Consider the following 25,737-nt stretch of genomic DNA (forward strand, 5'->3'; position numbering starts at 1 on the left):
GCGAGCCGTCCGTCACCGCACCCGGCTCAGCGACAACGCGAAGCGGCCCTCCTCGTCCGTCCACCAGTGGGACAACTCCAGCCCCGCGGCGGACAGTTCGGACCGCACGCCCTCCTTCCGGAACTTCGCCGAGATCTCCGTGTGCAGCTCCTCGCCCGCCGCGAAGTCCACGGCGAGGTCCAGCGCCGGGATCTTCACCGTCTGGGCGGTACGGGACCTCAGCCGCATCTCGATCCACTCGTGCTCCGCGTCCCAGAGCGCCACATGGTCGAAGGCGCCGGGGTCGAAGTCGGCGCCCAGCTCGCGGTCGACGACGGTCAGGACGTTCTTGTTGAACGCGGCCGTCACGCCCGCCGCGTCGTCGTACGCCCTGACCAGCACCTTCTCGTCCTTCACCAGGTCCGTGCCGAGCAGCAGGGCGTCGCCGGGGGAGAGCAGGGCGCGGACCGAGGCCAGGAACACCGCCCGCTCGGCCGGCAGCAGGTTGCCGATCGTGCCGCCGAGGAAGGCGACCAGCCGGGGTCCCGGCGTCTCGGGCAGGGCCAGTTCGGCGGTGAAGTCCGCGATGAGCGCGTGCACGCTCAGCGCCGGCCGCTCGGCGATGAGCGCGTGACCGGCCTGGGTGAGCGCGCTCTCGCTGACGTCGACCGGCACGTACGTGTGCAGCTCGGTGAGCGCGTCGATGACGTACCGAGTCTTCTCCGAGGAGCCGGAGCCCAGTTCGACCAGGGTGCGGGCCCCGGTCGCGGCGGCGATCTCACCGGCGCGGGCCACGAGGATCTCGCGCTCGGCGCGGGTGGGGTAGTACTCCTCCAACTCGGTGATCCGGTCGAAGAGTTCGCTGCCGTGGGCGTCGTAGAACCACTTCGGCGGGAGCGTCTTCGGAGTGTGGGTCAGGCCGTGCAGGACGTCGGCGCGCAGGGCGGCCTCGGTGGCGTCCTCGGGCAGGGTGCGGGTGAGAAGGAACGGACTCACGTGCGGGGCTCCTTCGGCGGTTCCATGGACGGTTCCTTGAGCGGCGTGAGCAGCACGTCCGTGCCGCTGGCCGCGAGCAGGGTGCGGTCGGGGACCTCCTGCCAGTGCGGATCGTCGTCGTACGGCTCGGAGGCCACGACCGTGCTGCGGCCGGGGCTCGCGAGATACCAGAGCGTGTCGCCCCAGGCGGTCGCGGCGATGGACTCGCCGTTGGTGAGCAGCAGGTTCAGCCGGGACCCGGGGGCCGCCTCGGCGACCTCCAGGACCGTGTCCGCCAGTGCCTGCCCCTCCTCGTCGCCCGCCCGGAGCCGGGCGAGGACCAGCGCCCAGACGAACGCCGAGTCGTTGCGGGCCTCCATCGCCAGCAGGTCCGCTGCCGGAAGGGTCTCCGTCAACGGCGCCAGGGAGTGGGGCCAGCCCTTGACGGCGCCGTTGTGGCTGAACAGCCACGGCCCGCTCGCGAACGGGGCCGCGGCGGCCTCGGCGTCCGCGCCCGAGAGCGTCGCGTCCCGGACGGCGGCGAGGAGGGCGCCGGTGCGGACCACCCGCGCGAGGTCGGCGAAGGACTGGTCCGCCCAGATCGGGCCCGCCCGGCGGTAGCGGGCCGGCACCGGGTCGCCCGGCGCGTACCAACCGACCCCGAAACCATCGGCGTTGACCGTGCCGTACCGCTGGCGCCGGGGCGCCCACGACTGCCGGTAGAGGCCGTGCGGCGGCGTCACCAGGAGTCTGCCGAGCGGCTCCTCGGGCCCCAGATAGGCCAGGTGACGGCACATCAGACGCCCTCCGCGGACCGGGCGGTGCGGAAGCCGGAGAAGATCTGCCGCCGGATCGGGTAGTCCCAGTTGCGGAACGTGCCCCGGCAGGCCACCGGGTCCACGGCGAACGAGCCGCCGCGCAGCACCTTGTACTCGGGGCCGAAGAACACCTCCGAGTACTCCTTGTACGGGAACGCCTGGAACCCGGGGTACGGCAGGAAGTCGCTCGCCGTCCACTCCCACACGTCCCCGATCAACTGGCGTACCCCCAGCGGCGACTCACCCTCCGGGTAGCTGCCCGCGGGGGCCGGGCGCAGATGCCGCTGGCCGAGGTTGGCGTGCTCGGGCGCCGGGTCGGCGTCGCCCCACGGGTAGCGCATCGAGCGGCCCGTGGTCGGGTCGTGCCGGGCGGCCTTCTCCCACTCGGCCTCCGTCGGCAGCCGGCGCCCGGCCCAGCGGGCGTACGCGTCGGCCTCGTACCAACTCACGTGCACCACCGGCTCGTCGGGCGGCACCACCTCGGTGACGCCGAACCGCCGCCGCAGCCACTGGTCGCCGTCCCGGCGCCAGAACAGCGGGGCGTCGATCGAGTGCTCCCGGATGTGCGCCCAGCCCGCCGGTGTCCACCAGCGGTCGACCCAGTAGCCGCCGTCCTCGATGAACTCCTGGAACGCGTCGTTCGTGACCGGCGCCGTGTCGATCCAGAACGGCGCCACCTCGCGCCGGTGCGCGGGGCGTTCGTTGTCGAGCGCCCAGGGCTCGTCGGAGGTGCCCATCGTGAACGGGCCGCCGGGGACGAGGACTTCGGCCGGACCGGTGTACAGCGGGGCCGGGTCCGGGTCGGGCGCGGTCAGGGCCTGGGGGCCCTTGCGGAGCTGATGGGTGATCAGCATCGTCTCGTCGTGCTGCTGTTCGTGCTGGGCGATCATCCCGAAGGCGAAACCGGCCTCGGTGAGCCGGGTGCCGTGGAAGGCGGTCGACTCCAGCAGATCCAGGACCCTGCCGCGCACCTCCGCCGCGTACCGCCGGGCCTCGACGGGCGGCAGCAGCGGCAGCTTGGGCCGTTCGGCGCGCGGGTGCTCGAAGGCGTCGTACAGGCCGTCGATCTCCGGGCGCATCGCCTCCCGGCCCGCGACCCCCCGCAGCAACCACAGCTCCTCCTGGTTGCCGATGTGGGCGAGGTCCCACACCAGCGGGGACATCAGCGGCGAGTGCTGGGCGGTGAGGTCGGGGTCCTCGACGCAGCTGGTCAGCAGCGTGGTGCGGTCGCGGGCCGTGGTGAGAGTGGTCAGCGCCCGTACGCGGAGCGTCTCGGCGTCGTCGGTCATGTGCGGAGGTCCTTCCCGTGCGGCCGGGCCGGCAGGTCGCCGGCGGGGTCGTTGCCGTGCGGCTGGCCCAGTGGGTCGTCGGCGGAGGCCTTGCCGTGCGGCCGGTTCAGACCGACGCGGCCCTCAAAAGCGCCGACAAGCAGGTCGTCGGCGGGGTCCGTGCCGTGCAACTGGTCCAGCAGGTCGTCGGCGGGGCAGCGGCCCCGGCGGACGTAGCGCTCCAGATACGCGGCGACGGCGTCCTGCACCTCGTCGGTCGCGCCGAGCCTCGGCAGGGCGTCCAGGGCGGCCGTGAAGCACTCCACGGCCACCTCGTGCAGCTCCGGGTCGGCGAGGCCGGTGCGGGCCGCGTCCAGCCACAGCGGGTTGTGCGGGGCGGGCAGCCCCTGCGCCCGCTCCGCCAGCGGCTTCACCGCGCGGTAGGCGGTCTCGGCCGCCTCGGGGTCGTCGAACAGCGCCGTCGTCACCGCCAGCGGCACGATCCAGCCGTCCTCGCCGGGCTGGGCGTCCATCATGCGCAGCTCGATGTGGCCCCGTGGCCTGACCGGCGGGAAGAGAGTGGTGATGTGGTAGTCGAGATCCTCGCGGGTCGGCGGCCTCGGCACCCCGGAGCGGGTCCACTCCCGGAAGGTCATGCCGTCCGGGACGTCCCAGGCCCCCTCGTCGCGTCGTATACACATCACCGGGGCGTCCAGCACATGCCGCGCCCAGGTCGCACGGGGGTCGCCCTCCAGCGGGGGCGCGCCCGCGCGGCCCGCGCCGATCTCCATCCACAGCAGCTGCCGGGTGGAGAGCCAGCCGGTGGGCTCGCCGCCGACCAGCGGGGAGTTGGCGAACGCGGCGACCAGGACCGCGCCCAACTGGTGCGCCAGCCACCAGCGCCGCCCGTGCCCGAGCGGACCCGGTTCCTCGTGGCCGGCGTCCAGACAGACCTGCACGGACGCGGAGGTGCACATCATGGCCCGGCCGGCCGGGCCGGTGCGGTCGAGGCACGCCTCCATGGCGTCGTAGCGGGGTTCGTGGAGATACCGGCGGGGCGGGTGCCAGGGATCGTGGCCGAGGCCGACGAGGCCGAGATCGTGCCCGGCGAGCGCCGTGCGGACGGCGTCGAGGTCGGCGGAGACGGTGCCGATGCACTCCATGAGGGAGGCGGCGGGCGGCGAGCTGAGCTCCAGCTGACCGCCGGGCTCGACGGTGAGCGCCGAGCTCAGGGGCACGTCCCGCAGTGCGGCGTACGCCGCTTCGAGTCGTTGGGATGTGACGGGGAGCTGCGGGGTGCGCAGCTCGTGGACGAGCCATTCCACCTCGACGCCGACGGTGCGGGGCGGTCCGGTCTTGAAGCAGATGCCCCTGACCAGGGCCTCCACCTCGGCGGCGGACAGAGCGGTGCGGGGCTCCGTACAGTCGCTACAGTCGGTAACCGAATCGGACATGTCGGGATCCTCCTGAGATTCCACCATGCCACCGGCCCGGATGATGTTGGCCGGGTCGGCATTGCTCGTCCCACCCAAAACCCTCGCGGCGATTCGCACAAGGGTGCACATTCCCGCGTGCGGGGCCGAGGATCTCCGTTTCCTGCGTGTTTCCTGGGTGTTCTCGAGGTGGGGAAACTCCGTTGCACCGTATGACCAGCATCGCCCACGATGCGTGCATGAGCACGACGGGGGAGCGCGCACGGCGCGCGATCGAGGCGCCCACGGGGGTGGCGCCATGAGCGCGCGCCTGCGTGGGATCGCCCAGCAGACCGAGCAGATCGTCGAGGCGGGTCGCTACCGCGCCTCCGACGGGCGTGAGGTGTCCCTCGCGGCGGACATCGAGGCGGCCCGGGCCGGGACGCGGCTGTACGGGCCGGAGCCGGTGGCCGTGCCGTCCTGGACACCGGCGGAGCTGTTCGTCGAGGTCACCGGCGAGAGCAGCCTGGAGGCCGCGCGCCGGCTCGGCGGCGACCCGGCCGTCCTGAACTTCGCCTCGGCCCGCAACCCGGGCGGTGGCTATCTCAACGGCGCCCAGGCCCAGGAGGAGGCCCTGTGCCGGGCCTCCGCGCTGTACACGTGCGTGCGGGAGACCCGGGACTTCTACGACCACCACCGGGCCCACCGCGACCCGTTCTACACGGACCGGGTCATCCACTCACCGGCCGTCCCCGTCTTCCGCGACGACCGCGGCCGACTGCTGGACGAGCCGTACCGCTGCGGCTTCCTGACGGCCGCCGCGCCCAACGCCGGTGTCGTCCGCCGTACGGCGCCGGAGCGGGCCGGCGAGCTGCCGCGGGCCCTCGCCGTCCGCGCCGAGCGGGTGCTGGAGGCGGCGGCGGCCGAGGGGTACCGGCGGCTGGTGCTCGGGGCGTGGGGGTGCGGGGTGTTCCAGAACGACCCGGTGCAGGTGGCCGGTGCCTTCCAGGCGCTGCTGGCCCCTGGAGGACGGTTCCACACGGCGTTCGAGCACGTCGTCTTCGGGGTCCTGGACCGCACGTCCGGCAGTGTGGTGCGGGGCGCCTTCGAGAAGGTGTTCCAGGTCCAGCCGTAGCGAACGTGTTTCAGGTCCAGCCATAGCGAAGGTGTTCCAGGCCCAGCCGTGGTGAAGGTGCTTTCAGGTCCAGCCGTAGCGCTCGTGCAGCCGCCTCCTGACCAGGTCGAACCGGCCGCGGTCCAGCGCGCACGCCTCCCGGCGCATGCCGTCCTCGTGCAGCCGCAGCACGCGGTCCACGTCCACCCAGGAGTCGCGGCCCGTCCGGTCCCAGGGTCCGCTCCCGATCGCCACCCACTCGCGGTCGCCGTCGTGCCGCTTGCTCGACAGCTGCACGGCGAGGAAGGTCCCGGCCGCCTCCCTGGCCACCACCAGCACGGGCCGGTCCTTGCCGCGCCCGTCGTTCTCCTCGAAGGGCACCCAGGTCCACACGATCTCCCCGGGGTCCGGGTCGCCGTCGTGCGCGGGCGAGTACTCGGTGCGCACCCGGCCCACCTCGCGGGGGTCGGCCTCGGTGGTGGCGGTGGCGCCGAAGCGGCCGGGGACGTTCTCATCGGTAAACGCAGTCACGGGGGCACCCTAAGGGGTACCCCCGTGTCCGCTGTCGGCTAGCTCTCCGTCACGGGCACCTTCTGCGCCGGCGGCTGTGGCGTGAGCCCGTTCAGGGACGAAGTCCCGGCCGGTGCCTGACCGTTCTGGTTCATGGACGCGAGCAGCTGGCGGGCCAGACCGAGGCCCGTGCCGCCCATGGTGAGCGCCTTGGCGAACATGTCCGCCACGCCGTCGGCGCCGTTGAGCACCACCATGTTGTCGACGTTCCCGAACGCGGACGCCCCGGCCTGCACGATCTCCGGCCAGTTCTCGGCGAGTTGCTGGGCGACCACGGCCTCCTGGTTCTCGGCGAGGGCGGCGGCCCGCGCCTTGATGGCCTCCGCCTCGGCGAGACCCTTGGCCTTCGTCGCCTCGGCCTCGGCGAGGCCCCTGGCCTGGGCCGCTGCTGCCTCGGCCTCACCGGTGGCGCGGGTCGAGGCTGCCGTCGCCGTACCGCGCGCCTTGGTCGCCTCGGCCTCGGCGGCCGCGGCCGTCTTGACCCGCGTCGCCTCGGCCGCGGCGGCCAGCTCGGTCTCCTTCGCCTTGGCCTGGGCCGCCGAGATACGCGCGTCACGCTCGGCCTCGGCCAGGGTGCGCTTCTCGTACGCCCTCGCGTCCGCGGGCTTGCGCACGTCCGCCTGGAGCTGCTGCTCGGTCCGCTGTGCCTCCAGTTCGGCGACCCGGGTCATCTGCACGACGACCTCCTGCCGGGCCGCGGCGTCCGCGAGCGGTCCGGCCTGCTGGGCCTTGGCGGCGGCCTTGTCGCGCTCGGCCTGGTAGCCGGCCTGGAGGATCTCGCTGTCCCGGGTGGCCTCCGCCATCCGCGCGAACGACTGCTGCTCGGCCTCCGTGGCCAGCCGGTTCGCCTCGGCCTGCGCGATCCGCGCGTCCCGCTGGACGGCCGCGGCGTGCGGCATCGCGAGGTTCTGGATGTACCCGGTCGGGTCCTCGATCTCGTGGATCTGCAACGAGTCCACGATCAGCCCCAGCTTCTCCATCTCCGTACCGCACGCGGCCCGGGTCTGCCCGGTCAGCTTCTCCCGGTCGCGGATCATGTCCTCGACCGTCAACCCGCCGACGATGGACCGCAGATGACCGGCGAACACGTTGTGCACCCGCTCCGACATCAGCTTCTGCTGGTCGAGGAAGCGGCGCCCCGCGTTGGCGATCGACACGAAGTCGTCGCCCACCTTGAAGATGACCACGCCCCGCACCTTCAGCGGAATGCCCTGGTGGGTCACGCAGTCCACGTGCAGCTCGGTCTCGTTGAGGTCGAGGGACAGCTTGCGCACCGCCTGCACGCCGGGCAGCACCAGCGTGCCGCGCCCCGTGACGATGCGGAATCCCATGCCCTCTTCGAGGCCTTCGGTCCTGTGCTTGGAACCCGAGATGATGAGCGCTTCGTTGGGCTCGGCCACCCGCCACATCATCTTGAACACACCGATCAGAACAAGGACCGCACCTACTGCGATCCCCGCAACGACGCCGATGACCATCGGCATACGCCCCCTTTGCATGGTGCCCTTTCGGCACCGAACGAAGGGAGTGTGCGCCTCGGCGCAGCCCGGGTACAGACCCTGACGAACTCTTGTCGCAACCTTGACGCAAACGGCTCTCACCTGCGACAAAGCCCGCTCAACTGTCGTACGCCGCCTGCACGTAGACCGTTCTCGGCGGCTGGTACTCCACCACCATGACGACCGTGCCCCGCTCGATGCGGTCGCCGCCGGTGGCCGGATAGGCGAGGAAGTGCTCGGCGCCGCCGCGCACCCGGACGATCACCTCGCCGACGAGCCCCGGCCCGACCGTTCCGGTGACCCGCCCCATGAGCCCGACCATCGACGCATCGTCCATGGTCACAGGGTACGGGCCCGACGCCGTCACGCGGCCGGCGAGTCGGCGGCCGCCCGCGGTGCCGGCCACGCCTCGTGCCAGCGCAGCTCCGCCTCCAACTGCGCGGCGAGCGAGATCAGCAGCGGCTCGCTGTTGGCCGGCCCGAGCAACTGCGCCCCCACCGGCAGACCGCCGTCCACGAACCCCGCCGGGACGTTGACGCCGGGCCAGCCCAGCACGTTCCAGGGCCAGGCGTAGGGGCAGGCCGCGATCATCGCGCGGTCGGTGGCGAAGCCGCTGAGCGGGAGCATCGAGCCGATGCGGGGCGGGGGAGCGGCGGTGGTGGGGGCGAGGACGACGTCGTACGACCTGAAGAAGGCGCCGATACGGCGGTGCAGGACCGGCTCCGCACGCCGTGCCGCCCGCAGCGGTGCCCTGCCGAGGAGTCGGCCGAGCCGGGCGGCGTCGCGGGTGCGCCGGTCGAGGAGCGCGGGGAAGGGCGCGTCGCCGACGCGCTCGGCGAGACCGGCGGTGGCGCGCGGGATGAAGGTGAGCCCGATCTGGCCGTACGGCGGGTCGGCCTCCTCGACCGTGTGCCCCAACGCGGCCAGCTGCTCGGCGAGTTGGACGACCTTCGCCCGTACCGCCGGCTGGAGCCGGGCCGGCAGAGCGGTGAACGGGGGCTTCAGGGCGAGGGCGATGCGAAGACGGCCGGGGTCGCGGCGGGCGGCCCCCGAGGCGTCGACGGACGGCGGGCGGTGCGGGTCGAGGGCGTGGTTGCCGCTCGCCGCGTCGAGCAGGAGGGCGGCGTCGGCGACCGTACGGGCCAGGGTGCCGTTGACGGTGATCCCCTGGAAGGACTCGCCGCGCGGCCAGGTGGAGATACGGCCGCGCTGCGGCTTGATGCCGATGAGATGGGTCCAGGACGCCGGGATACGAACCGACCCTGCGCCGTCGGAGCCGAGCGCGGCCGGTACGAGCCCCGCGGCGACGGCGGCGGCCGAACCGCCCGACGACCCGCCGGGCGTGTGGTCCGCGTTCCACGGGTTGCGGGTGGCCCCGAAGGCGGGCCCCTCGGTGAAGGGCCACTGCCCGAACTCGCAGGTGTTGGTCTTGCCGACGATGACGGCCCCGGCGGCCCGCAACCGCCGTACCGCCTCCCCGTCCTCGGCGACCGGCGGGAACTCGCCCTGGCAGCCGAACGCGGTGGGCTCGCCCGCCACGTCCATGTCGTCCTTCACGGCCACCGGCACCCCGAGCAGCGGCTTGCGCACCCCGGCCGCGAGTTCCTTGTCCGCCGCGTCGGCCTCGGCGAGCGCGGCCTGCGCACGGACGATCCGGAAGGCGTTCAGCGGGCCCTGCTCGGCCTCGATCCTGGCGAGCGTCCGCTCGACCAGCGCCCGTGCCGTGACGGTGCCGTCGGCCAGGGCGCGTGCGGTCTCCACCAGGCCGGCGGAACGGTCGTGCGTCATACGGGACACCTCCGGTGACGTTGCCTACCGAACGGTAACGACTGCAAGCGCTTCGCCGGAACACCCTTTGGCGGGACGGCCGTTCGGGGCTCGGCACAGCCGCCTCACAGTCCCCGTCAGGTCATGCGCAACCCATTGACGCAGCGCAGCCTCACCCCTACCTTCTGATCGACTTTCCGAACCTTGTTCGGTATTCCGGACGTTGAGCCGCGTCCTGTCCGAGAGAGAGCCGCCCGTGACCACACGACCCCCCATGCCGTCACGCCGTACCCTGCTGCGCGCCATGGCGGTTCTGCCCGCCTCGGCCGTCCTGCTGGGTGAACTGCCCGGCGCGGCCTTCGCCGCGGCCCCGCCGAGCGGCTCCGCCACCCGCTACACGATCGTGCCGTTCCTCAACAGCGACGACGGCACGGTGAACGTCTACCAGTCCGACGACGCCACCGACTTCCGGCTCGTCCAGGCGTCCGCGTACACCCCGCCGAGCAACAGGATCCGCGACGCCAGCGTCTTCAAGCACACCGACGGCTACTACTACCTCACCTACACCACGCACACCTGGCAGGACGTCAGCACCACCATCGGCTTCGCCCGCAGCTCCGACCGCGTCAACTGGACCTTCCTCTACGACTACACGGTCCCGATCGCCAACCTGTCCCGGGCGTGGGCGCCGGAGTGGTTCGTCGACAGCGACGGCAGTGTCAACGTCATCGTGTCCTGCTCGCTCACCAGCGACGAGTGGATCTTCACGCCGTACCGGCTGAGGGCCACCAACTCGGCCCTCACGGCGTGGAGTTCACCGGTGGCCCTGTCCGGCATCGGCGCGAACCACATCGACACGTTCATCGTGCGGATCGGCTCGACCTACCACGCCTTCACGAAGAACGAGACGACCAAGTACATCGAGTACGCCACCGCCTCGTCGCTGACCGGCCCCTACACGATCTCGAGGACCGGCGACTGGGCGGGCTGGGGCAGCTACCGCGAGGGCCCGGCGCTGGTCCAACTCGACAACGGCGCCTGGCGGTTGTTCTTCGACGGCTACGGCGACGGCAACTACTACTACAGCGACAGCTACGACACCTTCGCCACCTGGTCCGCGCCGACGGCGCTGCCCGCGATCTCCGGTACGGCACGGCACTTCACGGTCGTCAAGGAGACCGTCTCGGGCGGCCCGACGCTCGCGAAGAACGTCACGCGCTCCTTCCAGTCGGCCAACTACACCACCCGCTACTGGCAGAACCAGTCCGCCCTGCTCAACCTGCCGGTGGTGACCGGCTCCAGCACCTCCGCCGAGAAGACGGCCGCCACCTTCACGGTCGTCGCGGGCCTCGCCGACGCGGGCGGCTACTCCTTCCGCGACTCCGCGGGCAACTACCTGCGCCACTGGGACTTCCGGGCCCGCTTCGACGCGAACGACGGCACCTCGACCTTCGCCAAGGACGCCACGTTCATCGCCCGCGCAGGCACGACGACCGGCTCGCTCCGCTTCGAGTCGTACAACTACCCCGGCTACTACCTGCGCCACTACAACTACCAACTGAGAGTGGAGCGTTCGGACGGCACGGCCCAGTTCCGCCAGGACAGCTCCTTCACCCCGGTGACGGCCTGGGCCTGACCGCGGGTGCCTAGGGGCGCAGCACGATCTTGCCGTGGGTGTGCCCCTGTTCCAGGTCCTGGAACGCCTCCCGCACCTGCTCCAGCGGGTAGGTGCGGGCGACCGGGACCTCCAGTTCCCCGCGGGCGGCGAGGCGGGCCAGTTCGCCGAGGACGACCGCGGAGGCCGCCGAGCCTTCGCCGTAGGTGCGCGCGCCGACCTTGGCGGCGGCCTGCCAGTCGCGGATCGTGTTGATCCGCTCGGGCGGTACGCCCAACTCCACGGCCAGGACCACATATCCGTCGCCGAACGTGTCGATGAACGCGTCGACCCGCCCGCCGGACGCCTCCCGCACCCGATCGGCCACGCCCTCGCCGTACGCGACCGGGACGACCCCGCGCTCCTTCAGCCAGGCGTGGTTGCGTTCGCTCGCCAGCCCGATCACCGTGGCACCCCGCCGCCGTGCCAACTGCACCGCCAGCGATCCGACGCCGCCCGCCGCGCCGGACACCACGACGGTGTCCCCGGGGCCGGGGTCCACGGCGAACACGGTGGCGTACGCGGTCGTCCCGGCCACGTACAGCGACCCGGCCACCTCCCAGGACAGTTCCTGCGGACGCGCGACCAGGTTCACGTCGTCGACCACGACGAACTCCGCGTGGCTGGCCCGCCGATGGGTGAACCCCAGCACCTCGTCGCCCACCGCGAAGCCGCGCACCTCGGGGCCGAGTTCCACCACCACACCGGCCAGATCGCTGCCCTGCCCGGAGGGGAACGTCGCCGGCCAGCGGCCGTGCCGCGCGCCCTTGCGGATCATCACCTCGCCGGGCTGGATGCCGGCCGCGCGGACCTCGACGAGCACCTGCCCGGGCTCGGGTGACGGGCGTGGCACGTCCTCGACGCGGAGCACGTCGATCTCGCCGTACGCGTGGAACCGTACCGCCTTCATCACTTGACCACCGCACCTCGGAGTCGGAGCAGAACCACGCCTTCAACACCCGCGGGGCCGCTCCCTGTTCCCGGACGTGTTGGGTGATACGAGCGTCGGCGGCCGGCTTCTTCGTGCCATCCGCCAGTACGGGCGCCGGACCGGACGGAGGGAGACTCGCTGCCGCGTACAGACGATCCGCAGCAGCAGGGGGAGACACATGAGTGTCCAGCAGTACGACGCGATCGGTGAGGCCTTCGAGGGGTTCAAGGCCCTGCCGTTGATCCGGTTCGGGGAAGTGCCCAGCTTCCTGGCCCTGGTCGGGGACGTACGCGGCAGGTCGGTTCTTGATCTGGCGTGCGGAACCGGCTTCTACAGCCGGGAGTTCAAGCGGCGCGGCGCGACGGATGTCTTCGGGGTCGACATCTCCGGCGAGATGATCGCCGTCGCGCAGGACATCGAGCGGCGCGAACCGCTGGGCGTGCGCTACGAGGTGGGAGATGTGGCCGAACTGCGTCCGCTGGAGACGAGGTTCGATGTCGCTCTCGGCGTGCAGTGCCTCAACTACGCGGACAGCGTCGCCGAGTTGCGGCGGATGTGCCGCAACATCCATCGGAACCTGGTGCCGGGCGGCGAGTTCTACGTGCTCTGCCAGCGGCCCGACTACCGGTTCGACTGCGAATCCCTCGACAAGTACGGCTTCCGCTGCGAGCCGACCGGCGAGGAGGCGGAGGCCGGTCCGCGGTGCCGGGTCACCGCCCTCCTCGAACCCCAGCCGATCAGCATCCTTGGCACGGTCCCACGCCGCGAGGTCTACGAGGAGTCGCTGCGGGTGGCCGGGTTCCGTGACATCGAGTGGGTCCCGTTGAGCGTGTCCGAGGCCGGTATCCGCGAGTTCGGCGAGGAGTTCTGGACGGACCTGCTCGCCCACCCGCCCCTGGTGATGCTGCGCTGCCGGGCCTGATCGGCCGCCTCGGGGTGGCAGGACCGCCCCCGCCCCTACTCTCCGACCTGGATCTCGACACGATCCCGCAGGTATGGGTCCGAATGGCCGCGGGCGATGCGCACCGCCTCGGCCACCAGGCCGTGGAGCTCGGCGGGCCGACGCCGCGTCTCCAGGACGAGGCCAGGGAGGATGCACCGGCGGACGCCGAGGTCCTCGTTGGCGATGAACTCCCGGAGCGCCGCCTCCTGCCACTCGGCTTCGAGATCGGCCACCGAGTCGACCTCGGCCCGGCTCTCGGGCGTCATGACGCGGGTCTCCCCGTCGAGGTAGCGCACAGGGGCCCCCGTCCAGTACCAAGCGCGGGCGGCTCCGGCCCGCTCCGCGTCGCTTCCGGTGCGCAACACGTCGATGAGCGCCGCCTTCACCCGTCGACGGCCGTAGAGACGGACGGCCGGTTCGATGAACTGCCGATTGAAGCTCGGGTTCGGGTCGTGCACCCCGGTGCGGACCAGCCGCTCGAAGACTCCCTCCGGGGGCGCTTCCGCCGCGCGCAGGGCGCGCCGGACGATCGTGCGTGCCTCGTGCTCCCACTCCCGGTCCGGGCCCGCCGCGGCGGGCGGTTCGGCGCCGAGGAACTCGATGAGCTCCGCCACGTGCCCGTGGAAGGCGGCACGGCGACCGTCCGGGCGGTCCGGAAGCGGAGCGTATGTGCGGGGGCTGTCGTCGCTCACCGGTGTCGTCTCCCTGAGTGGTGGTGGCGGGTTGCGCAGGAGAGGGCAAGCATGCCCGGGCGGCCGGGTGTCGTGGCACCCGGCCGTCCGGTCGTCAGGCGGCCGTGCTCACGCGGACTTGCCGCCCGTGCAGGCGGCGCCCGGCTCCGGGGTCTGCCTGCCCTGGACGTACTTCTCCAGGAACTCGGACACCCGGGGATCGGACCTCTTCGTCACGTTCAGCTGGTGGCCCCAGGCGGAGAGCGTGATCGGCGAGGACTGGTCGGGGTACGGGCTGATCAGCGTGTACGGCGTCTTGGCGACCTTGTCGGAGAGCGCCTTGACGTCCGCGTCCGAGGCCTTGTCGTTGTACGTGATCCAGACCGCGCCGTGTTCCAGGGAGTGCACGGCGTTCTCGTTCTGTATCGGGTCGGTGTAGACGTCGCCGTTGCAGTTCTGCCAGACGGGCGCGTGGTCGCCACCGACCGGCGGTGTCATCGGGTACTTCACCGCGGTGTCGACGTGGGTCTGGCTCAGCTTCGCCCACGTCTTCTCGCCGGAGACCGGCGCCGCCTGGGCCTGTTCCTTCGCGTCGGCGGCGTCGAGCAGATACCAGCCGCCGCCGACGAGCCCGGCGAGGATCGCGGCGGACACGGTGACGGTGATGATCCGGTTGCGGCGCTCGCGGGCCTGTTCGGCGCGGCGCTGTTCCTCCACGCGGGCGCGGCGCGCCTCGGCCTTGGAGGCGGCGGAGTTCCTGTTCTTCTTCTTCGGGTTCGTTCTGGTGCTCTTGGAGTTGGCGGAAGCCATGGTGAAGTCCCTTGGGGGCAGCGGAGACCGGCGGACGCCGGTGGACGGACGGGGAACGGCGTCCGGTCTAGGTCCGCAGCACCTGCAGGGCGTGGAGGTCGGGGGCGCGGGGCTCCGCGGTGTACGGGGCGCGGGCGGGCACGGCGAGGGCCGGCCGGGTGTCCACGCGGCTCGGCGGGGCGAGCGGCTGGGGGTGCGGGCCGGGTGCGGTGCTCGGCTTGCCGACGACGGCTTTTCCGCCGCACCGGTCGTGGCCGGAGGAGACGCAGACGTGCTCCCGCACCTGCTGGTCCGGCGTGTCGAGGACGACAGTCGTGGGGGCGTGCTCGGCCGACGGCGGCGCGCCCCGGGCACACAGGCAGGCCACGCCGAGCAGCGTGGCCAGGGCCACCACCAGGCCCCACACCACGGCTCCGGTCCGCCGCCGCGCCCACATCGTCGATTCCCCGCCCTTTCGAGGTCTCAGGGTAGGTGAAGGTGCGGTGGGGGAGGCAGTTGGGGCAGGGTGTCCGGTGTTCGTAGAGGAGGGCGCGGCTCGGCACAGGGGGCACGGTTGGGAGAGTCGGAGATCGGCGGGCTGGTCGCCGGGCTCTTGATCGCGGTGGTCACCTCGCCCGTGGGGGTGTCCGGGGCGGTGTTCCTGCTGCCGGTGCAGTTGAGCGTGTTCGGCGTGCCCAGTCCGGCCGTCACGCCGACGAACCTGCTGTTCAACGTGGTGGCCGGGCCGGGAGCGCTGGTGCGTTTCCACCGGGCCGGGCGACTGCGCGGTCCGCTGACACGGCTGCTGGTGGCCGGCACACTGCCCGGGGTGCTGATCGGTGCTGTCGTACGGGTCTTCGCGGTGCCGGGGCCGGGCGTGTTCCGTCTCCTGGTGGCGCTGCTGCTCCTGCCGCTCGGCCTGTGGCTGATCATGAGGACCCTGCGTCCGGCCAGGGTCACCGCGGCGGCGCTGCCGTCCCCGCGCACGGTGACGGGTCTCGCCCTGGCGGTGGGGATCGTCGGCGGGGTCTACGGCATCGGGGGCGGTTCGCTGCTCGGCCCGCTCCTGGTCGGCCGCGGTCTGCCGGTCGCCCAGGTCGCACCGGCCGCGCTGGCCTCCACCTTCGTGACCTCGCTGGCCGGCGCCACGGCCTTCGCACTGCTGTCCCTCACGGGCTCAGGAGACGTCGCCCCCGACTGGTCCCTCGGCCTGGCCTGCGGCCTCGGCGGCCTGATCGGCGGCTACCTCGGCGCCCACCTCCAGCCGCACGTCCCGGAGACCGCACTCCGCCTCCTGCTCGGCACACTGGCCGCCGCGCTGGGGACGTCGTACGGCATCGCCGCGCTGAGCTGAGCCGATTCAGGGAACGGGTGGGCCCGCCCGGGTCAGTCCGGACCGCTCCAGTCGAACGGGAAGTGCTTGCTCGACTTGCCCGAGCGGTCCCAGGTGAAGCCGAAGGCGTTGGCGCGGTCGGTGGTGGCCCGGCCCCACGTGGCGACCTGGCCCGGACCGACCTCGGCGCCGGGAGCGTTGTGGACCTGGACGCGGGCGCCGTCAGGGGTGGTGGGGCCGCCGAGGGCCTCGGCGACCGCCGTGACCCGGCCCGGCACCTCGGCCCGCCAGGTGGCGAGGTCCTCGTCGACCTCGATGTGCACGGGGGCCACGTCCATGCCGCGCATCTCGGGGTGGAACATCTCCCCGAACTGCGCGGGCCAGCCGCCCGCCTCGCCGCCGAAGACGGCACCGAGCGCGGCCCGCTGCTGTTCGTCGGCGCGTTCGTCGAGGAAGACCGCCGCGTAGGGGTCGGTGTGCTCGCCGGTCCACGCGTTGCCGGTGAAGGAGCCGAGCATCAGGACGTTGAGGCCGTCGAGCCGGACGTCGCCGTAGCTGCCCTCCCGGATGTGCCAGGCCAGGACGCCCTCGCAGTCGCCGTACGTCGGGGGCTGTGCGAACGTGCACGGGCAGGGGATGGCGCACTTGCACACGTCGAACCAGTCGCCGGTCAGATGCCAGCGCGGCACGGTGGTGGTGGCCTGTTCAGTCATCTCGCTTCCCTCCTGCCGAGCCCCGGGGAGCTCACTCGGAGTGGCGAGACCGCGTGTGCCGAGTCCGGTCGTCCCGGGATCGGGAGACGGTCTCCCTTCCAGCTTGCACCTCCCGCCCCTCGCAGGGAACCCGCACGGTCACGCGCGAGGGATCACATGCCGTCGTCCATCGCCGGCATCGAGTCCTGCAGTCCCGGCAGCAGCCAGTCCTGGAAGGGCGCGAGCACCGCCAGGACGAGGAACACGACACCCACGAAGCGCCCCAGCAGCACACCCCGCGGCGACAGCTTCTCCAGGAAGATCACCACGGCCAGCCCGGCCATCGCCGCCACGTTCATGACGCCCAGCGGCACGAGGACGACCATCAGCCCGGCGCAGCAGCCGACGCAGTAGGCGCCGTGGTGCAGGCCCACCCGCAGGTCGCGGGCCGGCCCCCGGAAGCCCGAGTAGCGCACGAGGTGGCTCAGCGGGTCGCGGCAGTGCCGGAGGCAGACGTACTTCAGCGGGCCCAGCTGGTACAGGCCCGCGAGCAGGAAGGCGACCGAGCCGATCCAGCGGCCGGCGGTGGGGTGGTCGTCGACGAGGCTTCCGGTGAGGGCGAGCGCCATGTACGCGAGCAGCCCGAACGCCGTCCACACCAGCAGGTATCCCGCGATGAACGCGACGGTACGGGCGGTACGGACCCAGCCGGAGGACTGCCGACCGATGCCCCGGACCCAGGTGATGGCCACCGGCGCCATGGACGGCAGCATCATCGCCGCCATCATCGTCACCCAGAGCAGCAGGAACAGCGGCAGCGCCATCCCCATCGTGCCGGGCTCGACGCCCATGTCCTGGGCCTGGCCGATCGTCAGCACCCAGGCGGGCACCGCGATCAGCACCACGAGGAACCAGGCGGCCGCGAGATCCTTCGCCGGCAGCAGCCCGCCGCCCGCTCCGGTCGGCGCGACCGGCGGAGCGGAGGCGACGACGGACGTACGGCTGTGACGCATCGGCCTGCTCTCCCGCGACTGCTTCCAGCACAGCACAGGTCCCCGCGCGACGCGACCTCGTCCGAACGGGGCGGTTCCGTGGCCGCAACAACCCTCTATAGTCAATAATGCGAGTAGGTGTGTAGTTCAGTGATGCTCGACGACGAAGCGGGGCGATCGATGGTGGACAGCCGGTACACGCGGTACGTCGCCCTCGGCGACAGCCAGACCGAAGGGCTCGGTGACGGCGACGACGTACAGGGACTGCGCGGGTGGGCGGACCGGCTCGCCGAGCAGCTCGTACGGCAGTCGCCGGGGCTGCTCTACGCCAACCTCGCCGTCCGCGGACGCCTCGCCGGACAGGTACGGGCCGAACAGCTCGCGCCCGCCCTCGCGTTGCAGCCCGACCTGGCCACGGTCGTCGCCGGGGTGAACGACCTGCTGCGGCCCCGCTTCGACGCCGACGAGGTGGCCGGACACCTGGAGGCGATGTTCGCCGCGCTCACCGGCCAGGGCGCCCGCGTGGCGACGCTGACCTTCCCCGACGCCTCCCGGATCACCCCGCTGGCCCGCCCCGTCGGCCCCCGCGTCGCCGCCCTCAACGCCCGCATCCGGGAGGCGGCGGCCCGGCACGGCGTCCTGGTCGCCGAGACCGCCGACCCCCCGGTCGTCACCGACCCCCGCCTGTGGAGCCCCGACCGGCTGCACGCCAGCCCCCTCGGACACGCCCGGATCGCCGCCGCGGTCGCCCACGCGCTCGGCCTGCCGGGCAGCGACGACAGCTGGGCCCGGGACCTGCCCGCCGACCCGCGCGCGGGCTCCGGGCTGCGGTCCCTCGGCGGTGAACTGCGCTGGGCCGGTTCCTTCCTGGGGCCGTGGCTGGTACGGCGAGTGCGCGGCCGTTCGTCCGGCGACGGACGGCAGGCCAAGCGCCCCGAGCTGCTCCCGGTCCTCGCCCTGGACTGATCGAACCGGCTGTTAGGTTGAGTGCATGGCTCTGCGCAACGCGGTGATGGCGGCCCTCCTGGAGGGCGAGGCCTCCGGATACGACCTCGCCAAGGGCTTCGAGGCCTCCGTCGCCAACTTCTGGATGGCCACCCCGCAGCAGCTGTACCGCGAGCTGGAGCGCATGGAGAGCGAAGGGCTCGTCTCCGCCCGCGTGGTCCAGCAGGAACGCCGCCCCAACAAGCGGCTCTTCTCCCTCACCGACGCCGGGCTCGACGTCCTGCGGTCCTACGTGGCCCACGCGCCCGCCAAGCCGACGGCCATCCGCGACGAGCTCATGGTCAAGGTCCAGTGCCTCGACATCGCCGACCGCGAGGACATCCGTGCCGTACGGGAAGCGGTCGCCGAGCGCAGGGAACGCTCCGCCGCCAAGCTGGCCCGCTACGAGCGCATGCAGGAACGCATGCTGGCCGGGCGGACCGAGGACGAGTACTTCGCCGAGGCCGACCGCATCGGCCCCTACCTCACCCTCCTCGGCGGCATGGCCTTCGAGCGTGGCAACCTCCGGTGGGCCGACACCGCCCTCGCACGCCTCGAACAGCGGACCGCCGCCCGCGGCTGAGCCTGCACTCAGACCACACCGTCGGCGCGCAGCGCCTCGATGTCGTCGCCGGTGCGGCCCAACTGCTCCAGGATCGCCTCCGTGTGCTCACCCACGGCCGGTACCGGGTCCATGCGCGCGGGCAGCCCCGCGAGGTCGGCCGGCGGCAGCAGCGCCTGCACGGTGGCGCCGGGCACGGCCACCTCGCGCCAGCGGCCACGGGCCGCCAGCACCGGGTGGTCGAGGAACGCGGCCACGTCGTTGACCCCGGCGCACGCGATCCCGATGCCCTCCAGGTCCTTGAGGATCTCCGCGGCGTCGGACCGGGCACAGCGCTCGGCGACGATCGCGTTGATCGCGTCGCGATGGGCGACCCGGTCGGAACCGGTGGCGAAGCGCGGGTCCTCGGTCAGCCCGGAGGCGTCGAGGAACTCGGCGCACAGGGCGGCCCATTCGCGCTCGTTCTGGATCGAGAACAGCACGTCCTTGCCGTCGGCGGCCGTGAAGGCGCCGTACGGGGCGATGGTGGCGTGCTGGGTGCCCAGGCGCGGGGGCTGGGAGCCCCCGTAGCGGGTGTAGTTGGCCGGCTGGCCCATCCACTCGGCCAGGGCCTCGAAGAGGGACACCTCCACCGCGTGCGCCTTCCCGGTGGTGGCGCGCGTGTAGAGGGCGGTGAGAACGCCGGTGTAGGCGTACATCCCGGCGGCGATGTCCGCGACGGAGATCCCGACCCGCGCCGACTCCTCGGGCGTCCCGGTCAGCGACACCAGCCCCGTCTGGCACTGCACCAGCAGGTCGTACGACTTGCGGTCCGCCCACGGGCCGTCGGTGCCGTACCCGGAGATCGTGCACGGGATCAGCCGCGGGTACCGCTCGGCGAGCGCGTCCGTGCCGAGGCCGAGCCGGTCGGTCGCCCCAGGGGCGAGATTCTGTACGAAGACGTCGGCGCCGTCGAGGAGTTGGTGCAGGATCTCCAGTCCCCGGGGGTCCTTGAGGTCCAGGGTGAGGGATTCCTTGGAGCGGTTCAGCCAGACGAAATAGCTGGAGTGGCCGTGCACCGTCGTGTCGTACCGGCGGGCGAAGTCGCCGTCGCCAGGGCGCTCCACCTTGATGACCCTGGCCCCGAGGTCGGCCAGCTGCCGGGTGGCGTAGGGCGCGGCGACGGCCTGCTCCAGGCTGACGACCGTGATCCCGTCGAGGGGCAGCTTCGGTACGCTCATGCGCCCCATTTGTACGGCCACCTTTCCGCCCCTGCCAACCCGCCCCAGGTGAGTCACACACCACACACCGGCCGGAACCTCCTCCCGGAACCTGTCCGGGCCGCGCGTCGGGACGTCCCTAGTTGAGGGTGTCGGGGTCCGGACCCGTCCGCAGACCCCGGTCGAGCCCGGCGATCGCCGTCATCTCCTCGTCGGTGAGGGCGAAGTCGAACACGTCGGCGTTCTCGCGGATGCGGGACGGGGTGACGGACTTCGGGATCACCACGTTCCCGAGCTGGAGGTGCCAGCGCAGCACCACCTGGGCGGGCGACTTGCCGTACCGCTCGGCGATCGACGTCAGCACCGGCTCACCCAGCACCGCGCCCTGCGCGAGCGGGCTCCAGGCCTCCGTGGCGATGCCCAGTTCGGCGTGCAGTGCGCGCAGTTCGCGCTGCTGGAGGCCGGGGTGCAGCTCGATCTGGTTGACGGCCGGGACGAGCGAGCTGTCGTCGAGCAGCCGCCGCAGATGGGCGGGCTGGAAGTTGGAGACGCCCGCGGCGCGAATGCGCCCTTCGCCGGCGAGCTTCTCGATGGCCCGCCACGACTCGCGGTACAGGTCACGGGCGGGGGTGGGCCAGTGGATCAGATAGAGGTCGACGAAGTCGAGGCCCAGCTTGGCGAGGCTCGCGTCGAAGGCCTTGAGGGTGGCGTCGTAGCCCTGGTCGGCGTTCCACAGCTTGGTGGTGACGAACAGCTCGTCGCGGGCGATGCCGGACGCGGCGAGCGCCTGGCCGACGCCCGCCTCGTTGCCGTAGATCGCCGCCGTGTCGATGCTGCGGTACCCGGCCTCCAGGGCCGAGGTGACGGCCGCGGCGGTCTCGGGGTCGGGCACCTGGAAGACGCCGAAGCCGAGCTGCGGGATCTCGATGCCGTTGTTGAGGGTCACGGTGGGGAAGGTCGGACTCATGCAGGCGACTGTAGTTGCAGGCGCGGGTTAATTGCAAACGCGGGTATGGGGTGAAGAAAATGATGTGCCCGGGGCCTGATCAGCGGATACGTTCATGGCATTGACCGACGGGCGTCGACGGCCGACTCGCCGCCGCTCTGCCCCGACCGAAAGCGAACCCATGACCAGCCCCCGCCCCACCACGACCACCCTCTGGCGCCCCACCGGCCCCGAGGAGCTGGCCCTGGTGCGCGAGCTGAACTGGCGCGCCTGGCCGCCCCGGCTGCCCGAGCAGCCGATCTTCTACCCCGTCCTGAACGAGGACTACGCCGTGAGGATCGCCCGCGACTGGAACGTGAAGCACAGCGGCGTCGGATACGTCACCCGCTTCGAGGTCGACGCGGAGTTCCTGCGCCGCTACCCCGTCCAGCAGGCGGGCGGCCGGACGATCCTGGAGCTGTGGGTGCCGGCGGAGGAGCTGGACGAGTTCAACGCCCACATCATCGGGGAGATCGAGGTCGTCCACGAGTTCCGGTGACCTGTCGTCGGGAGAGGGTGATCGTGTGTCGCTCCCGGTCGATCCCGGTGAGGACCACCGTGATCCCGTCACCGACCCGCACGACGTCCGACGGGGTCTCCACCGGCGTCCAGGCGAGCTCCCGCAGGTGCACCAGCCCCTCCAGGCCGGCGGCGACCTCGACGAAGGCGCCGAACGGGATCAGCTTGGTGACCCGGCCGGACAGTGTCTGTCCCACGGTGACGGTGTCGGCGAAGGCCTGAAAGGGGTCCGGCTGTCCGGCTTTCAAGGACAGCCGGGCCTCCAGATTCCAATCGTCGAACTGGAGGAACTCGCACGACACGCGCTGTCCCACCTGTACGACGTCAGAGACTGCCTCGAAGCGTTGCCAGGACAGTTCGGCGACGGAGATGAACCCGACGCCGGGGAAGACCGGATGGGCGGGGCCGTCGTCCAACGCCACGAACACACCGAACGGTTCGATCGCCGCGACGGTGCCGGAAAGGAACTCGCCGAGGCGCAGTGACTCCAGGAAGGCCCAGAGTTCCGGGTGCTCGGCCGGTCCGCCCATCATGCTCCCAGCCTTTCACGAGGAGCTTCGCACCGGGAAGAACTAAGCGCGGGCCAAGTGCCGCAGTGCCAGCGCCAGTTGCAGTCTGAAGCGGCCCTGCGGGGTGCGGACCGGCCAGCCCAGCAGATGCTCCGCCTGGGCCAAGCGGTCCTGGAGCGTGGAGTGGTGGACGTTGATCTCCGTGGCGGCAGCCCTGAGGCTCGTCGTCGAGGCGACCGCGTCCAGCGTCGCGAGCAGCCAGGGCGTCGTCGCCGCGGCCGTGTCCAACGCCCGTACGTCGGCCGGGGGTTCGGCGCCGGGTGCCACGAGGTCGGCGAGCAGTGCGAGGCTGCCCAGCTCCTCGGCGTGCACGACACGACGGCCGGGCTCCTCCGAGGCGAACCGCAGCGCGATCCGGGCTGCGGCCCAGGACTCGGGCAACCGGAGCACCGGGACGGCGGGGCCCACGCCGACTCTTCCCGCGGGCGGGACGCCTGGACCTGCTCCGACCCTCTCCGCGGGCGGGACGCCCGGACCTGCGCCGACCCTCCCCGCGGGCGATTCGTCCGCCGTCTGCTCGGGGACGACCTGGGGCGGACCGTCGGCCAGGGCGAGGGCACGCGCGTGTGCCGCCGGGGTCAGGCCCAGCCGGCGTGCCGCGTGCAGCCGCGCCGACTCCGGGGCCGTGGCATCGAGCAGCGTCTCCACCAACGCGGGATCGTCCGCCGGGGCCCGTCCCCGCGTACGGTCGAGCACCCGTCGTACGGCACCGGCGGCGCGCTCCAGGATCACCGCGTCCACCACGCTCGGCTCCGCCCCGGCCCGCTCCAGCCACAGCGCGGGAACGCCGTCCGGCGACAGCGCGGCGGACGGCCACGCCGGGTCGGGCGGCACCTGGGAGTCACGCCGGGTGCCGTCGGCCTCCACGCGCACCTGCACCCGCCGCTCCCCGTCGACGAGCCGCGCGGGCACCCCGGCCAGCACGGCGGCGCCCCGCACCAACGCCTCCAGCCCGGCGCGCGACTCGGCCAGCCGATCGAAGTAGGCGATGACCTGCACCGCGGCCCCGGCATCCGGGTCCAGCGCGGTCAGGCGCCCGGCCAGCTCTTTCATGGGTCCATGGTGCGGGATGAGGGTGGGGAATGGGGAGGGCCGGGGAGGTGAGGAGGGGGAGCGTGGGCCGGCGCCCACGGCGGACGGCCTCGCCCCCCGCCCCCAGCCCACCTGGCCTCGCCCCAACCCACCAGAGCAACTCACCAGAGCAGCCCATCAGAGCAGCCCAGCAGCCCATCAGAGCAACCCACCAGAGGCGAACCGCCCCCTCAGCTCCCCAGCAGCCGTCGCAGCCACCGCAGCTGAGCCGCCCGAGCCGCCTGGGACACCGCCGCTTGCGGGGCGAAGCCGTCGAAGCCGTGGAAGCCGCCCGGCCAGACGTGGAGCTCCGCCACCCCGCCCGCCTGCCAGATGCGGGACGCGTAGGCGACGACCTCGTCCCGGAAGGTCTCCGCGGAGCCCACGTCGAGGAAGGCGGGCGGCAGGCCGGACAGGTCCGCCGCGCGGGCCGGTGCGGCGTACGCGGGCACGTCCGGGCCGCCGCGCGCCTCGCCCAGCAGCGCCGTCCAGCCGGTCTCGTTGGCCGTACGGTCCCAGACGCCGACGCCCGCCATCTGGTGGGCGGACGGAGTGTCGTTGCGGTCGTCCAGCATCGGGCACATCAGGACCTGCCCGATCACCCCCGGCCCCTTGCGGTCCCGTGCGAGCAGGGCCAGCGCCGCGCTCAGGCCGCCGCCCGCGCTGGCGCCCGCGATGACGATCCGCTCCGGATCGGCGTCCAGCTCCGCCGCGTGTTCCGCCGTCCACACCAGCCCGGCGTACACGTCCTCCACGGGCGCGGGATGCGGATGTTCGGGGGCGAGCCGGTACTCGACCGACACCACGACCGCGTCCACCTCCTTCGCCCAGGCCAGCGGGACGTCGACGCCCACCCTGTTGTTGCCGATGACCATGCCGCCGCCGTGGACGTGATAGATGACGGGCCGCGGACCCGAGGCGGGCGGAGCGGTGGGGCGGCAGATCAGGAGCGAGATCTCGGGGGCGCCCTCGGGGCCCGGTACCTTGCGGTCCTCGACCTCGAAGAAGCCGTCGAGGGTGAGGTCCAGCTCGGCGAGCAGGGCGATCCCGGGCCCCTGGCGTATCTCGTCGATCTGGTCGAGTGCGAGGCCGGGGGAGATGACGTCCTTGATCAGTTCCAGGGCGGCGGCCAGCTCGGGATCGAAGGGCGGCGGGACCAGGCTCATTTCTTCTCCTCACGCGGGGATGCGGCGGCTCGAGTGCCCATCATTGGCCCCGTGTCCCGCGCTCCGGAGGCCGCCGTTCGGCGGAACCTGTCCGCCGAACGGCGGGTGGCACCGGCGTGAACGCCGATCTTGCCAGGTCGTGACCCGTTGTTCACCTTGCGGAGGTGGAAGGGATCCGAACCTGAGACAACGCTGTCAAGGCCTCATCCGCGCGGCCCCACCCGCCCCAGGAGCACCACGTGAACGTCTCCCTCACCACCTGGCTGGTGACCGTCGCCGCCCTGTGCGTGCTGATCGCCGTCGACTTCTTCATCGGCCGCACACCGCACGACGTGTCCGTCAGGGAAGCCGGTGTCTGGACCGGCGTCTGGGTCCTGCTCGCGTCTCTCTTCGGGATCGGCCTGCTCGTCTTCAGCGGGGGAGGCCCGGCCGGGGAGTTCTTCGCGGGGTTCATCACCGAGAAGTCGCTGAGCGTCGACAACCTCTTCGTCTTCGTCCTGATCATGTCCAAGTTCGCGGTGCCCTCCCAGTACCAGCAGCGGGTGCTCATGGTCGGCGTCCTGCTCGCCCTGGTGCTGCGTGCCGGGTTCATCGCGGCCGGCGCGGCCATCATCTCGGCGTTCTCCTGGGTGTTCTACCTGTTCGGCGCCTTCCTGATCTGGACCGCCTGGAAGCTGGTCCAGGACGCCCGCAAAGGGGGCCACGAGGAGGAGTACGAGGAGAACAAGATGCTCAGGATGGTCGAGCAGCGCTTCGGCGTCGCCGACCGCTACCACGGCACCAGGCTGTGGATCGTGGAGAACGGCAAGCGGGTCATGACCCCGATGCTGGTGGTGATGCTGGCCATCGGCACCACGGACCTGCTCTTCGCGCTCGACTCCATCCCCGCGATCTACGGGCTCACCGAGGAGCCGTACATCGTCTTCACGGCGAACGCGTTCGCCCTGATGGGCCTGCGCCAGCTGTACTTCCTCATCGGCGGCCTGCTGAAGCGGCTCGTGCACCTCAGCTACGGTCTGTCGATCATCCTCGGCTTCATCGGCGTGAAGCTGCTGCTGCACGCGCTCCACGAGTCCGGCGTACATGTTCCGGAGATCGGCATCCCCTTCTCCCTGGGCTTCATCGTGCTCGTCCTCGCGGTGACCACGTTCACGAGCCTGCGCGCCTCCAAGAAGCAGGAGGCGCAAGAGGAGCGCGTCGCGCGGCCGTGACGCTTGACTTCGAGAGCACTCGAAGTTCTAGCGTCTGCAAGGACGACGAAGGTCCAGCGGAACG

General features: G+C 72.1%; 27 protein-coding genes. 8 read left to right on the forward strand and 19 right to left on the reverse strand.

Features of this window, described 5'->3' with window-relative positions; genetic code table 11:
• Nucleotides 1–12 precede the first annotated feature (12 nt).
• From egtD to egtA, 4 genes are read right to left on the reverse strand one after another with little or no spacing between them, the layout of a single operon-like run.
• Nucleotides 13–975: an L-histidine N(alpha)-methyltransferase gene (egtD, locus tag CRP56_RS36825; protein ID WP_097271522.1), complete on the reverse strand. Its 963-nt coding sequence runs from the start codon at nucleotides 973–975 to the stop codon at nucleotides 13–15.
• Nucleotides 972–1,751 (reverse strand): ergothioneine biosynthesis protein EgtC, encoded by a 780-nt coding sequence (egtC, locus tag CRP56_RS36830; protein ID WP_097271524.1) that lies wholly within the window; start codon nucleotides 1,749–1,751, stop codon nucleotides 972–974. Before egtC ends, egtD begins: the two co-directional genes overlap by 4 nt.
• Nucleotides 1,751–3,061, reverse strand: coding sequence for an ergothioneine biosynthesis protein EgtB (egtB, locus tag CRP56_RS36835; RefSeq protein WP_097271526.1), 1,311 nt, complete (start codon nucleotides 3,059–3,061; stop codon nucleotides 1,751–1,753). The genes egtC and egtB overlap by 1 nt, the downstream gene beginning before the upstream one ends.
• Nucleotides 3,058–4,494 (reverse strand): ergothioneine biosynthesis glutamate--cysteine ligase EgtA, encoded by a 1,437-nt coding sequence (gene egtA / locus CRP56_RS36840; RefSeq protein WP_097271528.1) that lies wholly within the window; start codon nucleotides 4,492–4,494, stop codon nucleotides 3,058–3,060. The genes egtB and egtA overlap by 4 nt, the downstream gene beginning before the upstream one ends.
• 277 nt (nucleotides 4,495–4,771) lie before the next feature.
• Here egtA and CRP56_RS36845 point away from each other — a divergent pair, with 277 nt between their 5' ends.
• The gene (locus CRP56_RS36845; RefSeq protein ID WP_179851208.1) at nucleotides 4,772–5,587 is read left to right on the forward strand and encodes a TIGR02452 family protein; all 816 of its coding nucleotides are present in this window, start codon (nucleotides 4,772–4,774) and stop codon (nucleotides 5,585–5,587) included.
• Nucleotides 5,588–5,650: 63 nt separating this feature from the next.
• Here the strand turns inward: CRP56_RS36845 and CRP56_RS36850 are convergent, their stop codons facing one another.
• The 4 genes from CRP56_RS36850 to CRP56_RS36865 form a co-directional block, all read right to left on the reverse strand.
• Complete coding sequence (locus CRP56_RS36850; RefSeq protein WP_097271530.1) at nucleotides 5,651–6,097, reverse strand: type II toxin-antitoxin system PemK/MazF family toxin; 447 nt, start codon at nucleotides 6,095–6,097, stop codon at nucleotides 5,651–5,653.
• A gap of 38 nt (nucleotides 6,098–6,135) precedes the next feature.
• Nucleotides 6,136–7,620, reverse strand: coding sequence for a flotillin family protein (locus tag CRP56_RS36855; RefSeq protein WP_097271532.1), 1,485 nt, complete (start codon nucleotides 7,618–7,620; stop codon nucleotides 6,136–6,138).
• A 133-nt stretch (nucleotides 7,621–7,753) separates the two neighbouring features.
• A complete protein-coding gene (locus CRP56_RS36860; RefSeq protein ID WP_179851209.1) occupies nucleotides 7,754–7,972 on the reverse strand; it encodes a hypothetical protein in 219 nt (72 codons plus the stop codon).
• Between the two features lie 26 nt (nucleotides 7,973–7,998).
• A complete protein-coding gene (locus tag CRP56_RS36865; protein ID WP_097271534.1) occupies nucleotides 7,999–9,423 on the reverse strand; it encodes an amidase in 1,425 nt (474 codons plus the stop codon).
• 235 nt (nucleotides 9,424–9,658) lie between these two features.
• Here CRP56_RS36865 and CRP56_RS36870 point away from each other — a divergent pair, with 235 nt between their 5' ends.
• A complete protein-coding gene (locus tag CRP56_RS36870) occupies nucleotides 9,659–11,038 on the forward strand; it encodes a glycoside hydrolase family 43 protein (RefSeq protein ID WP_097271535.1) in 1,380 nt (459 codons plus the stop codon).
• Between the two features lie 10 nt (nucleotides 11,039–11,048).
• Here CRP56_RS36870 and CRP56_RS36875 read toward each other — a convergent pair whose 3' ends face one another.
• A complete protein-coding gene (locus CRP56_RS36875) occupies nucleotides 11,049–11,966 on the reverse strand; it encodes an NADP-dependent oxidoreductase (protein WP_097271538.1) in 918 nt (305 codons plus the stop codon).
• 199 nt (nucleotides 11,967–12,165) lie between these two features.
• Here CRP56_RS36875 and CRP56_RS36880 point away from each other — a divergent pair, with 199 nt between their 5' ends.
• Entirely contained in the window at nucleotides 12,166–12,909 is a 744-nt protein-coding gene (locus CRP56_RS36880) for a class I SAM-dependent methyltransferase (RefSeq protein ID WP_097271540.1), read from the forward strand.
• A gap of 35 nt (nucleotides 12,910–12,944) precedes the next feature.
• Here CRP56_RS36880 and CRP56_RS36885 read toward each other — a convergent pair whose 3' ends face one another.
• The 3 genes from CRP56_RS36885 to CRP56_RS36895 form a co-directional block, all read right to left on the reverse strand.
• Entirely contained in the window at nucleotides 12,945–13,622 is a 678-nt protein-coding gene (locus CRP56_RS36885; RefSeq protein WP_097271542.1) for a hypothetical protein, read from the reverse strand.
• Between the two features lie 108 nt (nucleotides 13,623–13,730).
• Nucleotides 13,731–14,411 carry a DUF3105 domain-containing protein gene (locus CRP56_RS36890; protein ID WP_097271544.1) on the reverse strand — a complete coding sequence of 227 codons (681 nt, stop codon included), beginning with the start codon at nucleotides 14,409–14,411 and terminating at the stop codon, nucleotides 13,731–13,733.
• A 67-nt stretch (nucleotides 14,412–14,478) separates the two neighbouring features.
• Nucleotides 14,479–14,847 (reverse strand): hypothetical protein, encoded by a 369-nt coding sequence (locus CRP56_RS36895; protein ID WP_097271546.1) that lies wholly within the window; start codon nucleotides 14,845–14,847, stop codon nucleotides 14,479–14,481.
• Nucleotides 14,848–14,964: 117 nt separating this feature from the next.
• On the opposite strand from CRP56_RS36895, the gene CRP56_RS36900 reads away from it, so the two are divergent.
• On the forward strand, nucleotides 14,965–15,744 hold the full coding sequence (locus CRP56_RS36900; RefSeq protein WP_097271548.1) for a sulfite exporter TauE/SafE family protein: 780 nt from the start codon (nucleotides 14,965–14,967) through the stop codon (nucleotides 15,742–15,744).
• Nucleotides 15,745–15,776: 32 nt separating this feature from the next.
• Here CRP56_RS36900 and CRP56_RS36905 read toward each other — a convergent pair whose 3' ends face one another.
• Entirely contained in the window at nucleotides 15,777–16,436 is a 660-nt protein-coding gene (locus CRP56_RS36905; RefSeq protein WP_097271550.1) for a DUF1326 domain-containing protein, read from the reverse strand.
• A gap of 152 nt (nucleotides 16,437–16,588) precedes the next feature.
• Nucleotides 16,589–17,428 (reverse strand): DUF2182 domain-containing protein, encoded by an 840-nt coding sequence (locus CRP56_RS36910; RefSeq protein ID WP_097271552.1) that lies wholly within the window; start codon nucleotides 17,426–17,428, stop codon nucleotides 16,589–16,591.
• 159 nt (nucleotides 17,429–17,587) lie between these two features.
• On the opposite strand from CRP56_RS36910, the gene CRP56_RS36915 reads away from it, so the two are divergent.
• Together CRP56_RS36915 and CRP56_RS36920 are read left to right on the forward strand one after the other, a co-directional pair.
• Nucleotides 17,588–18,373, forward strand: a complete 786-nt coding sequence (locus tag CRP56_RS36915; RefSeq protein ID WP_097274808.1) for an SGNH/GDSL hydrolase family protein — start codon at nucleotides 17,588–17,590, stop codon at nucleotides 18,371–18,373.
• 25 nt (nucleotides 18,374–18,398) lie between these two features.
• The gene (locus tag CRP56_RS36920) at nucleotides 18,399–18,974 is read left to right on the forward strand and encodes a PadR family transcriptional regulator (protein WP_097271554.1); all 576 of its coding nucleotides are present in this window, start codon (nucleotides 18,399–18,401) and stop codon (nucleotides 18,972–18,974) included.
• A gap of 8 nt (nucleotides 18,975–18,982) precedes the next feature.
• Here the strand turns inward: CRP56_RS36920 and CRP56_RS36925 are convergent, their stop codons facing one another.
• Together CRP56_RS36925 and CRP56_RS36930 are read right to left on the reverse strand one after the other, a co-directional pair.
• Nucleotides 18,983–20,173: a CaiB/BaiF CoA transferase family protein gene (locus CRP56_RS36925; RefSeq protein ID WP_097274810.1), complete on the reverse strand. Its 1,191-nt coding sequence runs from the start codon at nucleotides 20,171–20,173 to the stop codon at nucleotides 18,983–18,985.
• A 118-nt stretch (nucleotides 20,174–20,291) separates the two neighbouring features.
• Entirely contained in the window at nucleotides 20,292–21,119 is an 828-nt protein-coding gene (locus tag CRP56_RS36930) for an aldo/keto reductase (RefSeq protein WP_097271556.1), read from the reverse strand.
• Between the two features lie 160 nt (nucleotides 21,120–21,279).
• Between CRP56_RS36930 and CRP56_RS36935 the strand changes: the two genes are divergently transcribed.
• Nucleotides 21,280–21,636, forward strand: a complete 357-nt coding sequence (locus CRP56_RS36935; RefSeq protein WP_097271558.1) for a hypothetical protein — start codon at nucleotides 21,280–21,282, stop codon at nucleotides 21,634–21,636.
• Here the strand turns inward: CRP56_RS36935 and CRP56_RS36940 are convergent.
• From CRP56_RS36940 to CRP56_RS36950, 3 genes are all read right to left on the reverse strand, one after another.
• Nucleotides 21,599–22,189, reverse strand: coding sequence for a S1 RNA-binding domain-containing protein (locus tag CRP56_RS36940; RefSeq protein WP_097271560.1), 591 nt, complete (start codon nucleotides 22,187–22,189; stop codon nucleotides 21,599–21,601). The genes CRP56_RS36935 and CRP56_RS36940 overlap by 38 nt on opposite strands.
• A gap of 39 nt (nucleotides 22,190–22,228) precedes the next feature.
• Entirely contained in the window at nucleotides 22,229–23,278 is a 1,050-nt protein-coding gene (locus tag CRP56_RS36945) for a helix-turn-helix domain-containing protein (protein ID WP_097271562.1), read from the reverse strand.
• A 209-nt stretch (nucleotides 23,279–23,487) separates the two neighbouring features.
• Complete coding sequence (locus tag CRP56_RS36950) at nucleotides 23,488–24,462, reverse strand: alpha/beta hydrolase (RefSeq protein WP_097271564.1); 975 nt, start codon at nucleotides 24,460–24,462, stop codon at nucleotides 23,488–23,490.
• Between the two features lie 239 nt (nucleotides 24,463–24,701).
• On the opposite strand from CRP56_RS36950, the gene CRP56_RS36955 reads away from it, so the two are divergent.
• On the forward strand, nucleotides 24,702–25,673 hold the full coding sequence (locus CRP56_RS36955; RefSeq protein ID WP_097271566.1) for a TerC family protein: 972 nt from the start codon (nucleotides 24,702–24,704) through the stop codon (nucleotides 25,671–25,673).
• Nucleotides 25,674–25,737 lie beyond the last annotated feature (64 nt).

It is taken from the genome of Streptomyces sp. TLI_55, from assembly GCF_900206255.1.
Taxonomy (GTDB): Bacteria; Actinomycetota; Actinomycetes; order Streptomycetales; family Streptomycetaceae; genus Streptomyces; species Streptomyces aquilus.

Excerpts from the sequence above, each read along its gene's own strand:
- egtC (WP_097271524.1), bottom strand. The coding sequence starts at position 1,751 with ATGTGCCGTCACCTGGCCTATCTGGGGCCCGAGGAGCCGCTCGGCAGA.
- egtB (WP_097271526.1), bottom strand. The coding sequence starts at position 3,061 with ATGACCGACGACGCCGAGACGCTCCGCGTACGGGCGCTGACCACTCTC.
- egtA (WP_097271528.1), bottom strand. The coding sequence starts at position 4,494 with ATGTCCGATTCGGTTACCGACTGTAGCGACTGTACGGAGCCCCGCACC.
- CRP56_RS36845 (WP_179851208.1), top strand. The coding sequence starts at position 4,772 with ATGAGCGCGCGCCTGCGTGGGATCGCCCAGCAGACCGAGCAGATCGTC.
- CRP56_RS36855 (WP_097271532.1), bottom strand. The coding sequence starts at position 7,620 with ATGCCGATGGTCATCGGCGTCGTTGCGGGGATCGCAGTAGGTGCGGTC.
- CRP56_RS36860 (WP_179851209.1), bottom strand. The coding sequence starts at position 7,972 with ATGGACGATGCGTCGATGGTCGGGCTCATGGGGCGGGTCACCGGAACG.
- CRP56_RS36865 (WP_097271534.1), bottom strand. The coding sequence starts at position 9,423 with ATGACGCACGACCGTTCCGCCGGCCTGGTGGAGACCGCACGCGCCCTG.
- CRP56_RS36875 (WP_097271538.1), bottom strand. The coding sequence starts at position 11,966 with ATGAAGGCGGTACGGTTCCACGCGTACGGCGAGATCGACGTGCTCCGC.
- CRP56_RS36880 (WP_097271540.1), top strand. The coding sequence starts at position 12,166 with ATGAGTGTCCAGCAGTACGACGCGATCGGTGAGGCCTTCGAGGGGTTC.
- CRP56_RS36890 (WP_097271544.1), bottom strand. The coding sequence starts at position 14,411 with ATGGCTTCCGCCAACTCCAAGAGCACCAGAACGAACCCGAAGAAGAAG.
- CRP56_RS36895 (WP_097271546.1), bottom strand. The coding sequence starts at position 14,847 with ATGTGGGCGCGGCGGCGGACCGGAGCCGTGGTGTGGGGCCTGGTGGTG.
- CRP56_RS36905 (WP_097271550.1), bottom strand. The coding sequence starts at position 16,436 with ATGACTGAACAGGCCACCACCACCGTGCCGCGCTGGCATCTGACCGGC.
- CRP56_RS36910 (WP_097271552.1), bottom strand. The coding sequence starts at position 17,428 with ATGCGTCACAGCCGTACGTCCGTCGTCGCCTCCGCTCCGCCGGTCGCG.
- CRP56_RS36915 (WP_097274808.1), top strand. The coding sequence starts at position 17,588 with ATGGTGGACAGCCGGTACACGCGGTACGTCGCCCTCGGCGACAGCCAG.
- CRP56_RS36920 (WP_097271554.1), top strand. The coding sequence starts at position 18,399 with ATGGCTCTGCGCAACGCGGTGATGGCGGCCCTCCTGGAGGGCGAGGCC.
- CRP56_RS36925 (WP_097274810.1), bottom strand. The coding sequence starts at position 20,173 with ATGAGCGTACCGAAGCTGCCCCTCGACGGGATCACGGTCGTCAGCCTG.
- CRP56_RS36930 (WP_097271556.1), bottom strand. The coding sequence starts at position 21,119 with ATGAGTCCGACCTTCCCCACCGTGACCCTCAACAACGGCATCGAGATC.
- CRP56_RS36935 (WP_097271558.1), top strand. The coding sequence starts at position 21,280 with ATGACCAGCCCCCGCCCCACCACGACCACCCTCTGGCGCCCCACCGGC.
- CRP56_RS36940 (WP_097271560.1), bottom strand. The coding sequence starts at position 22,189 with ATGATGGGCGGACCGGCCGAGCACCCGGAACTCTGGGCCTTCCTGGAG.
- CRP56_RS36945 (WP_097271562.1), bottom strand. The coding sequence starts at position 23,278 with ATGAAAGAGCTGGCCGGGCGCCTGACCGCGCTGGACCCGGATGCCGGG.
- CRP56_RS36950 (WP_097271564.1), bottom strand. The coding sequence starts at position 24,462 with ATGAGCCTGGTCCCGCCGCCCTTCGATCCCGAGCTGGCCGCCGCCCTG.